This is a genomic window from Nitratireductor sp. GCM10026969 (assembly GCF_042660605.1).
Lineage (GTDB): Bacteria > Pseudomonadota > Alphaproteobacteria > Rhizobiales > Rhizobiaceae > Chelativorans.
On record NZ_JBHSUM010000138.1, the window covers coordinates 1 to 11,274 of the forward strand.

12 protein-coding genes are annotated in these 11,274 nt (G+C 66.5%); 6 read left to right on the forward strand and 6 right to left on the reverse strand.

Going from position 1 to position 11,274, the window contains the following annotated elements; genetic code table 11:
• Positions 1-225, forward strand: a 225-nt coding sequence (locus ACFP9U_RS20010; RefSeq protein ID WP_378624154.1) for a nicotinate-nucleotide--dimethylbenzimidazole phosphoribosyltransferase, incomplete at its 5' end; no start/stop codon positions are given.
• A 4-nt stretch (positions 226-229) separates the two neighbouring features.
• Positions 230-994 (forward strand): precorrin-6A synthase (deacetylating), encoded by a 765-nt coding sequence (gene cobF / locus ACFP9U_RS20015; protein WP_378624157.1) that lies wholly within the window; start codon positions 230-232, stop codon positions 992-994.
• Between the two features lie 57 nt (positions 995-1,051).
• On the opposite strand, the gene ACFP9U_RS20020 is transcribed toward cobF, so the two are convergent.
• From ACFP9U_RS20020 to ACFP9U_RS20040, 5 genes are all read right to left on the reverse strand, one after another.
• A complete protein-coding gene (locus ACFP9U_RS20020; protein ID WP_378624158.1) occupies positions 1,052-1,525 on the reverse strand; it encodes a DUF2269 family protein in 474 nt (157 codons plus the stop codon).
• A complete protein-coding gene (locus ACFP9U_RS20025; RefSeq protein WP_378624160.1) occupies positions 1,525-2,814 on the reverse strand; it encodes an SDR family oxidoreductase in 1,290 nt (429 codons plus the stop codon). Before ACFP9U_RS20025 ends, ACFP9U_RS20020 begins: the two co-directional genes overlap by 1 nt.
• On the reverse strand, positions 2,811-4,337 hold the full coding sequence (locus tag ACFP9U_RS20030) for an FAD-dependent oxidoreductase (RefSeq protein WP_378624161.1): 1,527 nt from the start codon (positions 4,335-4,337) through the stop codon (positions 2,811-2,813). The genes ACFP9U_RS20025 and ACFP9U_RS20030 overlap by 4 nt, the downstream gene beginning before the upstream one ends.
• Positions 4,338-4,346: 9 nt before the next feature.
• Positions 4,347-4,832 (reverse strand): DUF1440 domain-containing protein, encoded by a 486-nt coding sequence (locus ACFP9U_RS20035; RefSeq protein ID WP_378624163.1) that lies wholly within the window; start codon positions 4,830-4,832, stop codon positions 4,347-4,349.
• A gap of 67 nt (positions 4,833-4,899) precedes the next feature.
• Positions 4,900-5,361 (reverse strand): hypothetical protein, encoded by a 462-nt coding sequence (locus ACFP9U_RS20040; protein ID WP_378624164.1) that lies wholly within the window; start codon positions 5,359-5,361, stop codon positions 4,900-4,902.
• 204 nt (positions 5,362-5,565) lie between these two features.
• Here ACFP9U_RS20040 and ACFP9U_RS20045 point away from each other — a divergent pair, with 204 nt between their 5' ends.
• From ACFP9U_RS20045 to ACFP9U_RS20055, 3 genes are all read left to right on the forward strand, one after another.
• Positions 5,566-6,942 (forward strand): NAD(P)/FAD-dependent oxidoreductase, encoded by a 1,377-nt coding sequence (locus ACFP9U_RS20045; RefSeq protein WP_378624166.1) that lies wholly within the window; start codon positions 5,566-5,568, stop codon positions 6,940-6,942.
• Positions 6,943-7,005: 63 nt separating this feature from the next.
• On the forward strand, positions 7,006-8,259 hold the full coding sequence (locus tag ACFP9U_RS20050; RefSeq protein WP_378624167.1) for a cytochrome P450: 1,254 nt from the start codon (positions 7,006-7,008) through the stop codon (positions 8,257-8,259).
• A gap of 102 nt (positions 8,260-8,361) precedes the next feature.
• Positions 8,362-9,159 carry a GGDEF domain-containing protein gene (locus ACFP9U_RS20055; protein ID WP_378624169.1) on the forward strand — a complete coding sequence of 266 codons (798 nt, stop codon included), beginning with the start codon at positions 8,362-8,364 and terminating at the stop codon, positions 9,157-9,159.
• 6 nt (positions 9,160-9,165) lie between these two features.
• On the opposite strand, the gene ACFP9U_RS20060 is transcribed toward ACFP9U_RS20055, so the two are convergent.
• Entirely contained in the window at positions 9,166-10,062 is an 897-nt protein-coding gene (locus ACFP9U_RS20060) for a MurR/RpiR family transcriptional regulator (RefSeq protein WP_322449614.1), read from the reverse strand.
• Positions 10,063-10,294: 232 nt separating this feature from the next.
• Here ACFP9U_RS20060 and ACFP9U_RS20065 point away from each other — a divergent pair.
• Positions 10,295-11,274 (forward strand): Gfo/Idh/MocA family protein (locus ACFP9U_RS20065; protein ID WP_378624171.1); only part of this gene is annotated, 980 nt, incomplete at its 3' end.

The following is an 11,274-nucleotide window of genomic DNA, read 5'->3' on the forward strand; positions in this document are numbered from 1 at the left end:
CGGCTCGACAGCCAAGGCCTGGCGCACGCGCTCGCGGGCCATGTCTCGGCCGAAGCCGCACACGGCAAACTGCTTTCCGCCCTCGGGCTCGACCCGCTGCTCGATCTCGGCATGCGCCTCGGCGAGGGGTCGGGCGCGGCCGTCGCAATTTCCGTCCTGCGCGCTGCGCTCGCCTGCCACAACGGCATGGCGACCTTCGCGGAAGCGGGCGTTTCGGGAGGGTAGGGCGATGCGCAAGCTCCTCGTCATCGGCATCGGCACGGGCAATCCCGAACACATGACCGTGCAGGCGATCAATGCGCTCAACCGCGCCGACATCGTGCTGGTGCCGCGCAAGGGCGAGGAGAAGGAGGATCTGGCAGAGCTGAGGCGCGAGATCTGCCGGCGCTATCTCACCAACGAGCGGACCCGGCTCGTCGAATTCGACTTGCCGGTGCGCGATGAGGCGGAACCCTCCTACGGAAAGCGTGTGGCCGACTGGCACCAGGCGATCGCCGCAACCTATCGCGACCTGATCGCCGAGCACACGGGCGAAGACGGCACGGTCGCCTTCCTCGTCTGGGGCGATCCCTCGCTCTATGACAGCACCCTGCGCATCCTCGACCGGCTGGGCGACGTCGCCGGGTTCGCCTTCGCCCGCGAGGTTATCCCCGGCATCACCAGCATCCAGGCGCTGGCCGCCAGCCATGGCATCGCTCTCAACACGGTGGGCGGAGCGGTGCAACTCACCACCGGACGCAATCTTTCGGCCGGCTTTCCCGAAAATGCCGACACAGCCGTGGTGCTGCTCGACGGCAAGACGGCGTTCCGGGCGCTGCCCGGCGACGATTTCACCATCTATTGGGGAGCGTATCTGGGCGCGGAAGACGAGATCACCGTCTCCGGCAAACTCGGCGATGTAGCCGACGCGATCGCCGATAAGCGCGAGGCCGCCCGCCGGGCCAAGGGGTGGATCATGGACACCTACCTCCTGCGCCGGCGGAGCGGGCGGTGACCATCGGCCTGCATGCTTGCCAGACCTTCCGGCTGGACAGCCGGTCCGGGGCCGCATCTACCAGATATCGACCGGGCGGGTGATCATCAGCCAGAAGATCGCCATGACGGCGGCGAAGGCAGGGAAGCCGAAGGCGAACCAGAGGCGGAAGAGCTTGTGGTAGCGCGCAGGCAGCGGCGTGCCATTCGCAACTGCCGCGTCGGCAAGCCGCCGCATTTCCATCTGCATCCACACGACGGGCAGCCAGAAGGCGCCAGTGACGAGGTAGAGCAGGATCGACAATACGATCCAGCCTTCCCAGATCGGATAACCGAGATGCCACACGAGGAGAAAGCCCGTCAGCGGCTGCGCCACCACCGCGGTCGCCGTGAACAGGAAGTCGGCGATCACGACGATGCGGGCGACGCCGGCGATCACGACGGGATTTTTTGTCCGGTGAGCCAGAAGCATGAAGAAGGCGATGCCGGCGCCCGTGCCCAACAGCACTGCGGCGCCGATGATGTGCAGATATTTGAGAACGAAATAAAGCACTAACGTTCTTCCAGAATGCCGAGCGCCACTAGGTGCAGGACGAGGATCGGCCAGATCTTCATCAGCGGCCCAAGCGGCTCGTTCCACAATTCGGGCAAGAGGATCGTTCCGGCAACGATATAGAAGGCCGAGAGCGCGATCGCGCCATAGAGCCCGTACCGCGCCGTGGGGCGCCAGGCGATGGCAAGGCCGACGAGGATGTCGGCGATGGCGCCGGCCACCACGCCCGGCGCGGCAAGCAGCCCCGTGCCGGCTCTCCGCATCAGCTCCATGCCTTCGCCGAAGCCGGTACTGAGCGAGACGATGCCGGTGGCGATCCAGAAGACCGGCAGGACGACGAAGATGACCGGCTTGAGAAAGTAGAGCTTCGCGAACCAGCGCTCCTGCACACTGGCAGGCCGCGCTTTCAGCGCTGCGGACAGAGATTGCGGCGGGATGCCGGTCACGCCCGTCCATTGGGAGGGGTCTCCAACTGCGCCGTGAGCGATCTCCTTGCGGGCCGTGCTGCGCATGGGCGGACGCCAGCCGAGCGAACCGGCGAAGTCGCCCAAACGGTAGGTCAGTGCCGTCAGCCAGTCGGGCAGCGTGAACCGCCGCGCCGGCGGCCAGCCGAGCCAGCGGCGATAGGTGGCGACCACCTCGCCCATGGAAAGCCGTTCCGGACCGGCAAGCTCGAGCGTCACCCGCGCCGGCGCGGCGGAATCGAGGAAGTAGGCGACCGTCTCGACGACGTCGTCGAGCTGGACCACCTGCAGCGGCCCGGTGCCCCTCATCTCCGGAAGGACCGGCAGCGCCGCCAGCCCGCGGAAGAGAGCGCTGGCGCCGAAGACCGCACGGCCGAGCACGACGGAAGGGCGCAGGATCACCCAGTCCAGATCGCGCGCCATCAGGCGCTTTTCGCCTTCCAGCTTGGTGCGCGAGAAGGCAGACGCTTGATGGCGGTCGATCCCGATTGCCGAGATATGAACCACACGGCGCACGTCCTGCTTTTCGCAGGCGTCGAAAAGCGCCGCCGTGCCGGTGACGTGGACGCCCCTGGTGCTGTCGCGCGGATTGTCCTGGAAGACACCGACGCAATTGACCACCGCATCGACGCCTTCCAGATGCGGCACCCAGGCTTCGGGCCCGGCGGCCTTCGCCACGTCGATCTCGGCAATTCGGCCGACGGCCATTGGCAGCGGGCGGCTTCCCGGCCTGACGGCCGCGACGATCTCGTGTCCGTCCTTGGAAAGCCTGGCGCAGATAGCCGAGCCGATCAGGCCCGTGGCGCCGGTGACAAGGACTTTCATTCGGTCTCGTCGTCCAGCTCCGCCGTGTCATGCGCCTTCAAGGGCGTTACCGCCGGACCGGCGATCACCTCGCCCCATTCGTCGAAGCGCGACCCATGGCAGGAACAGTCCCAGGTGCGGTCCACCTCGTTCCAGCCGACGATACAGCCCATATGCGTGCAGACGGCCGAAAGCGCCGTGGCCGTGCCGTCGGTGCGTTTGTGGACGGCGAGCTGCTCGCCGCCATGGGAGATCACGCCGCCGCCGCCCGGAGCGATGCTTTCATAGGGAACGCTCGCCCGCTTGAAGACCCGGTCGCCGACCAGATGGCCCGCGGCCTTGAGGTTTTCCTTGGTAAATTCCGCGCCGCCCGCAATGGGCTTGATGCGGGTGGCATCGAAAAGCGTGGCCGCGCGGTGCTCCCTTCCCAATATGCGTTCGGCGAGAATATCGGCCGCGACCGTGCCCTGGCTGATCCCCCAGGCTTCGAAACCGGTTGCCACGAGCAGGCGGTCTGAGCCGCTGCTGGCGGGGCCCACAAAGGCGGCACTATCCATTGGTCTGAAATCCTCATTCGTCCAAAAATGCGAAAGCTGCTTTATCCCGAAAGCGCTGTCAAGGAAGGCGGTCAGGTCATCGACCATCTGCCTTTCTTCATCCGGCTCGCCGTTCTTGTACTCACCGCCGGCGGCGATCAGATAGGTGCGGCCCGCCTTCTCGGCCGTGCGCAGCGAATGGGAGGGGCTGCCGGCGCTGATGAACATGCCGTCGAGGGGCTTGCCTTCCGGCAGCAATGCAGCCGCCACGGGATGGGCGAAAGGGAATGCTTTGGCGAAGAACATGCCTTCATTGACGACGGGCATCTGCGTGGCGATCACGACGTGGCGGGCCGTCACGGTGCGGCCGTTGACGCTCAGCCGGCAGGGGTCGCCGTCGTCGATCTCCATGACGCGGCTTTCCTCGTAAATGGGCACGGCGGCACGCACCGCTTCGGCAAGGCCGAGGAGATAGCGATAGGGATCGAACTGATACTGGCCGGTGAATTCCAGCAGTGAGACCGCCGGGAAGGGCAGTCCCGCATTCTGTACGATGCGCGAGGGCAGGCCCAGCGCGCGCGCCGCCTCGTCCTCGTCTTCGAGCTGCTCGGCCTGTTTTTCGTCCGTCGCGTAGATGTAGGCCGAGCGCGGCTCCAGGCCGGCCTGCCCGTCCATAGTTGAGGCGAGCGCGGCGATCTCGTCGACGGCCCGCTGGTTGACCTCCGCATAGAGCCGCGCGCCCTCATCGCCGAATTTGGATCTGAGCATCGCATACTTGCGGCCGTGCTGGGCGGTGACCTTCGCCGTCGAGCGCCCGGTGGCCTGACGGCCGATCCCGCGCGCCTCCAAAACGACCGCCTTAAGGCCGCTGTTCTGCAGCCGGTGGGCACAGGTCAGGCCGACGATACCACCACCGATGATTGCGACGTCCGCTTCCATGTCTTCGGTGAGCGGCGGATGGGCCGGCGCATCGACGCCGTCAAACCAGAACGGAATCCCGGATTTCATGGTGTTTCCTCATTCAGCTTGCGCCTCGCCTTTCGCGTCGGGTGCCCGTCCGCTTGCAAACACCTCGTCTGCGGACCGTTCGAGCTCGTTCAAAGCGGCGGCGAGCGTGCCGCCCCAGACGACATGGACCGCGATCATCAGGAGGTTGCGCTCGGCCGGGTGCTCGGTGGCAGGCTTCAGGATGCCGAGGCCGGGAAGCCAGCCGAGATAGCTCGCCGCCCAGACCGTAAGCCCGTAGACGACGCCGTTGCGCCGGCGTTCCGGCAAAAGCGCGTAGGCCGCTCCGACAACGGCGCCGAAACCGAAATGCGCGAGCACGGATAAAAGCCGCTTCGAACGTTCCGGAGCCGGCGGCGCGGCATCTTCCACGATCTCGCGCGGCGGCAGCGGATAGCGGTCCTGCGGCTCGAGACTGGGCCAGAGGTGCCGCATGGCCGCGGTCATCGCCATTGTGGCGGAGAGCCCTGCGAGGGCACCGAATGCGAGTCTTTCCACGCTGCCTCCAAAATGCCGACGGTGCTTCCCAACAAGGGGACGGGGGGAAAGTTCCGGGATGCGGCTTCTACGATGGGTGCTTGTCCTGGGCCGCCAGCCCGCCGGCGGCAAGGCCGAGCGCCATAGCGGCGAAGATGGCAGCGACGGCACGGCCGGGCAGGGCGAGTTCCCACCCGGGGGTCAGGCGCTTCGGCACCACGCCGTAATCGAACGCCGCGGCAAAGGCCGACAGCAGGGAGGCCTCGCCCAGCATGTGCAGCGGGCTTCGCGGCGGCCGGGAAACAAGCCAGCGGGCGAAGGGAAGCGCCCAGAAGGCACACGAGGCGAAGTGGGTGATGAGGGCAGGGGCCGTGTGTGCAAGGTCGACCCGGCGCACCGCCGCCGCCTTTTCACCATGAAGCCAATGGCTGGTCGCGTTGACGGGCTGCAGCGGATGCTTTCCCGCGCCCCGGGCGGATACCGTCATGGCGGCGAGGGTGGCGAAACCCGCCGCCGTTCCGCAGCAGATAACATACCGCGCAATGGTCATTCGACGCTCCCTTGCAGTCTCTTCGCGTCTCACAACGTCGGCGGGCACCCGACCGTTCCGCACCTTCCGCCTCGCTCGAGGGAACCGAGCCGCCCCGCGTCCGGTTGACACTCCACAGGCTGGCGGCGGGGATAGACAGGCTGGAAGACATCCGGCCTTTTGGCATCCATACTGCGGACGCACACAAGTTCTGGAGAAAGCGCCGTGAGTACAGACGCATCGACCCTGAGCGCAGGCCCGGTCGCCAATGTGGCCACGCCGCGGATCGTCGTCATCGGAGCCGGTTTCGCCGGCCTCGAGGTCGCGCGGGAACTCGGCCGTGCCGGCCTGCCGGTGACGCTCGTCGACCGCCAGAACCACCATCTGTTTCAACCGCTCCTCTACCAGGTGGCGACGGCTGCCCTGTCGGCGGCCAATATCGGCGAGCCGATCCGCAAGATCCTGCGCCGGCATGAAAGCGTGCAGATTCTCCTGGGCGAGGTGACCGACATCGATATCCATGCACGCTCCGTGCTGCTGGCCGACGGCACACGGCTCGCTTTCGATTACCTGGTGCTGGCGAGCGGCGCCACGCACGGCTATTTCGGCCACGACGAATGGGCCCGCTTCGCGCCCGGGCTGAAGACGCTCGGCGATGCGCGGCAGATCCGCGCCCGCGTGCTGCTCGCCTTCGAACGCGCCGAACGGGTGACCGACCCGGCCGAGCAGGCGCGGCTGATGACGATGGCGATCGTCGGCGGCGGACCGACCGGGGTCGAGCTGGCCGGCTCCCTCGCCGAGCTCAGCCGCTTCACCCTTGCCCGCGACTTCCGCAACATTCGGCCCGCGACAGCGCGGATCATGCTCATCGAGGCGGGTCCGCGCATCCTGCCGGGCTTCTCCGAAAAGGCCTCGAACTATGCCAAGCGCCGGCTGGAGAAGCTGGGCGTGGACGTCTTCACCGGCACGCCGGTAGAGGACATCGCCGAGCGGTCCATCACCTTCGGTGGCGAGAGCGTGCCCGTCGGGCTGGTGCTGTGGGCGGCCGGTGTGGCGGCCTCGCCGCTCGCCCGAAAGCTCGGCGTGGAGACGGACAAGTCCGGCCGGGTGCCTGTGGACGAGACGCTGAAGGTGGGTGGTTTCGACAACGTCTTCGCGCTCGGAGATGCCGCCCTCTTCACGGACGAGGCGGGAAAGCCGCTGCCCGGCCTCGCCCAGGTCGCCAAGCAGCAGGGCACACATCTCGGTCGCAGCCTTGCCGCGCATCTGAAGGACGGCACGCCGCTCAAGCCTTTCGCCTATCACAGCCGCGGCAACACCGCGATCGTAGGCCGCCACGCCGGCATCTTCGAGCAGGGTCGCCTCAAGATGACGGGCTGGACGGCATGGTTCGCCTGGGCGCTGATCCACGTCTATCTGCTCGTGGGCTTCGAGCACCGGCTGATGGTCTCGATGCAATGGTTGTGGCGCTACCTGACCTATGAGCGCGGGGCGCGACTGGTCACCGACGACAGCCTCGACAAAGGCCCGGAGCGTCAGCCGCAGGACAAGCCCGCAGCCGCGCGGAAGTCGGGCGACCACGTCTCTTCCTCCTCCGGCTGAAAGGTACTGCCAGGCCGTAACGGCCGGGTGGGAACACGACAGCCGCCACCCGGTTGGAACGGCATGAGCCGGTCGTCCATTCCCGTCCTTTCCGCCTTCGACAGCAGCCTGGCCGTCCTCAAGGAGGGCTATCGCTTCATCGGCAACCGATGCGATGCGCTGGGCAGCGACATTTTCCGCACCCGCATCATGCTGTCCGACGTCGTGTGCATGCGCGGACCCGCCGCCGCTGAAATCTTCTACCGGAAAGGGCGCTTCACGCGCCGTGGTGCCATGCCGCGCACCGCCCTCGCGTTGCTGCAGGGCCGGGAAAGTGTTCAGATGCTCGAAGGGGAGGCCCATCGCCATCGCAAGCACATGTTCATGGAGATGATGAGCGACGATGCCCTGGCGCGGGCAGCCGATCTCTTCCGCGGGGAATGGGAAGCCGTGATGCAGGATCGGACCGGCCGGCACATCGTCATTCACGATGCCGTGGGCAGGATGCTGACGCGCACCGCTATCCGATGGTGCGGCCTCGGGCTCAGGGATGCGGAGCCCGAGCGGCGGGCGGAAGAGCTTGCCGCCATGATCGACGGGGCGGGGCGCATCGGTCCCTCCCATGCCAGGGCGCGCCTGTTGCGCCGGCGTTGCGAACGCTGGGCGCGCGGCGTCATTCATGACATTCGCGAGGGCCTGCTGCTCCTCGACCACGGCATGCCGGCCGAGCGCATCGCACTTCACCGCGACCCCTCGGGTGACCTGCTGTCACTGAAGGCCGCCGCCGTGGAGCTCATCAATCTGTTGCGCCCCATCGTCGCGGTCGGGCGCTTCGTCGTCTTTGCAGCCCATGCGCTTCACACGCAGCCCTCGGCCGCCGGCCGTCTTTCCGCCGATGCGTCGGAGGAGGAGGTGACAGCCTTTGTCCAGGAAGTGCGGCGCTTTTATCCCTTCTTTCCCGTGATCGGCGGCCGCGTGCTGGAGGCCTTCACCTGGCGCGGACATCCATTCGCTCCCGGCGACTGGGTGCTGCTCGACCTCTACGGCACCAATCACGATCCGGGCGCTTGGACGGAGCCGGAGACATTCGCCCCGGCGCGCTTTTACGATTGGGCAGGAAACGCTCATATGCCCGTCCCCCAGGGCGGCGGCGGATTCCTTACCGGGCATCGCTGTCCCGGCGAGTGGCTGACCATTGCGCTCACCGGCGAGGCGGTACGCCGGCTTCTGGCGACGAAGCATCGCGTCCCCGAGCAAGATCTGGAGATTCCGATGAACCGCTTCCCGACCGGACCGAGAAGCGGATTCGTCATGGAAATCCCGGCCCCCTCGAAATGAACGAAGCCCTGCCTGTGAACTTCACGGGGTTTTGAAGCCCTTCCGTCAAATTCGAACAATCCGTTCAAGGCGCCGTTTACGGGACTTGCCTACAGACGCCACATGCGTGGGCGGGCAACTTCAATCATTGCACGAGCCTCTGTCGTCACGGTGGTCGCCGTCGCCGCGACCTATGCGGTTTTCCTTGCCGCCAGGGGCTTTCTCGGGGTGCCCTACACAAGGCTCGACCTGGTTGAATGCGGCCTCATCCCGGTGGTTGTCGGCTTTCCGATCGCTTCCTACGTCTTCCTGCAGTTGGAAAGGCTACGCGCCGCGCGCGATGCGCTATCGGCCCTGAATGCGGAGATGCAGTCCGCCCATCGCCAACTGAAGGTCGCGCACGAACTGATGGCCTATGCGGCCAGCCACGACAAGATGACCGGGTTGCCCAACCGCGAACGCTTTCTCGACCGCCTGGAGGATGCGCATCGGAACAGCGAAGAGGATGTGCTGCTGATCGTCGACGCCGACCATTTCAAGCAGATCAACGATCGCCTGGGCCATCTCAAGGGGGACGATGCGCTGGTTGAAATCGCCCGCGCCATCCGCAGGTCGGTGCGGGAGAAGGACGTGGTCGGCCGGATCGGCGGAGAGGAGTTCGGCGTCCTCCTCAAGGATGTCGACCTTGCGCAAGCAGCAGAAACCGCCGAGCGGATGCGGCGCGCGGTCGAGCAGATTCCCTGGTGTGCGCCGAACGGGCTGAGCAGGGCACTGACCGTGAGCATCGGCGGGGCGGCCCTGCGCGATCACCCGGCCAAGGTCTCCGACGTCCTCAGCCGGGCCGACCGCTGCCTCTACGCCGCCAAGCACAGTGGGCGCAACTGCATCGCCTTTGGAAGTTCCATCGGCGAGGTGGCTTGAGCCCGCTCAACCGCTGTTGCTTGCGCTGCGGTTGAGCTGCGTGACGGTGGGAATGCGCAGTGCCTCCCCGGCTTCAGGGTCGAGCCGGTCCGCCAATGCGATCAGCAATGCCTGCGCAAGGCACATCGGCGCGGCAAGGGAACGGGAGAAGGTGTATTCGTCTTCCGGAATCGAGAACTGGACGGTGGCGCACTTGGCAAGCGGCGACAATGTGCTGTCGGAAATGGCGACGATCGGGATGCCGGCCGCGTTGGCTGCCTCGGCAATATTGACCACCTCCTTGGCATAGAAGCGGAAGGAGACGGCGATCAGGCAGTCGCTCGGGCGCATCACCCGCGCCATCTCGGTCGACAGCCCGCCATCGGCGTCGAGCAGCACCGCGCGGCGGCGCAGCATGCTCAAGACATAGCGCATGAACACGGCGATGGGCGCCGAGCGGAGCTGACCGACGATATAGATCGTGTCCGCACCCGCCAGAATGTCCACGGCGCGGTCGAGATCCTCCTCCGGCGTTTCACGCAAGAGATCCTGGAGGGAGGCGATGTCGCGCGCCACGAGATTTCCGAGCAGGCTCGCATAGCCGTCCTTGCGGTGCATCTGCAATTCGGTCTTGAGCGCGCTCACCCGCGCCTCGAACCCCTGTGCGGCCGTGGCGAGACGGCTCTGAAAGACGATCTGCAGCTCCTTGAACCCCTTGTAGCCGAAGAGCTGGGCAAAGCGCACGAGGCTCGAGGGGTGCACCCCGCCGCGCTCGGCCAGGGCGGAGATGGATTGCATCGCCACGTCGTTCGGATTCTGGGTCACGTAGCGCGCGATCTTCTGGTAGCCGCGGCTGAGCTTCTCGTACCGGTCGTGAATCGCAGCCACGATCTCCTCGTAGCTTTGCGGCGGATTATCGGGCATGACCTCCCCTTCCCGGTGCGGCGCTCGCGCGGCGAACAGCACTTTGCATAACTTGCAATCGCGGAAAGTTTGTTGCAACTTCTTTTTGCCGATTGCAAGTGCCGGGACGAATCCTGCAGGCGGGCGGCACATCGGGCGACCGGTAAATTCGAGGGCAATGCCGGGCTGAAAAGCGCTCCGGAGGCGGCATTGAATTGCGCCAAAGGGGGTTCACCCACGGGAGGAGGCGATCATGGGTTTGTTGGGTTCGGAAGTCTACCCGCGGGCGGAGCGGCGGCTGCGGCTGGGTATGGTCGGCGGCGGGCGCGGAGCGGTGGTCGGCCAGTGGCACGCCTCGGGCGCCCGGCTCTCCGACCGCTGGGAGATCGTGGCCGGCGCGCTTTCCGCCGATCCCGAGACGGCGCGCCGGTCGGGCCGCGACTGGATGCTTTCCGACGACCGCATCTATACCGACTATTCCGGGATGGCCCGCGCCGAGGCGGCACGCGAGGACGGAATCGACGCGGTGGCGATCTGCACGCCGAATTTCACCCACAGGCCCATCGCCGAAGCCTTCATGGGAGCGGGCATAGACGTAATCTGCGACAAGCCCATCACCACCACGCTGGAGGACGCCCGGGCGCTGGCAGAGCTTGCCCGCGAAACGGGTCTCGTCTTCGCCGTCACGCATCCTTATGCGTTTCATCCGATGGTGCGCCAGGCGCGTGAGATGATCGCTCAAGATGCTGTCGGCGCGATCACCCAGTTCACGATCGAATACGCCCAGGACTGGGCCACCGAACCCGACGATCCCGACTTCAAGGCGGTGCAATGGCGCCGCGACCCTGCCAAGGTCGGGCGGGCGTCGGCTACCGGCGACATCGGCACGCATGCGCTGCATCTGCTCGAATTCGTCACCGGCCGGCGGGTCGCGCGGCTGCGCGCCGACTTTCATGTCTGCGGCGCGCCGAAGGCCATGGAGGACACGGCCTTCCTCAATCTCCGGCTCGACAACGACGCCCCGGGCGCCATGTGGCTCACCCAGGCCGCCCCCGGCAACTACTGCGGGCTGCGCCTGCGCGTCTATGGCCACAAGGGCGGGCTCGAATGGGATCAGGAAAAGCCCGAATATCTGCGCTACACGCCCCTCAACGAGCCGGAGCGGATGATCGTGCGCGGCCACGGCGCCGGCGTGCTGCCTGCCGCGGAGCGCATGGTGCTCCTGCCGCGCGG

Excerpts from the sequence above, each read along its gene's own strand:
- cobF (WP_378624157.1), top strand. The coding sequence starts at position 230 with ATGCGCAAGCTCCTCGTCATCGGCATCGGCACGGGCAATCCCGAACAC.
- ACFP9U_RS20025 (WP_378624160.1), bottom strand. The coding sequence starts at position 2,814 with ATGAAAGTCCTTGTCACCGGCGCCACGGGCCTGATCGGCTCGGCTATC.
- ACFP9U_RS20030 (WP_378624161.1), bottom strand. The coding sequence starts at position 4,337 with ATGAAATCCGGGATTCCGTTCTGGTTTGACGGCGTCGATGCGCCGGCC.
- ACFP9U_RS20040 (WP_378624164.1), bottom strand. The coding sequence starts at position 5,361 with ATGACCATTGCGCGGTATGTTATCTGCTGCGGAACGGCGGCGGGTTTC.
- ACFP9U_RS20050 (WP_378624167.1), top strand. The coding sequence starts at position 7,006 with ATGAGCCGGTCGTCCATTCCCGTCCTTTCCGCCTTCGACAGCAGCCTG.
- ACFP9U_RS20055 (WP_378624169.1), top strand. The coding sequence starts at position 8,362 with ATGCGTGGGCGGGCAACTTCAATCATTGCACGAGCCTCTGTCGTCACG.
- ACFP9U_RS20060 (WP_322449614.1), bottom strand. The coding sequence starts at position 10,062 with ATGCCCGATAATCCGCCGCAAAGCTACGAGGAGATCGTGGCTGCGATT.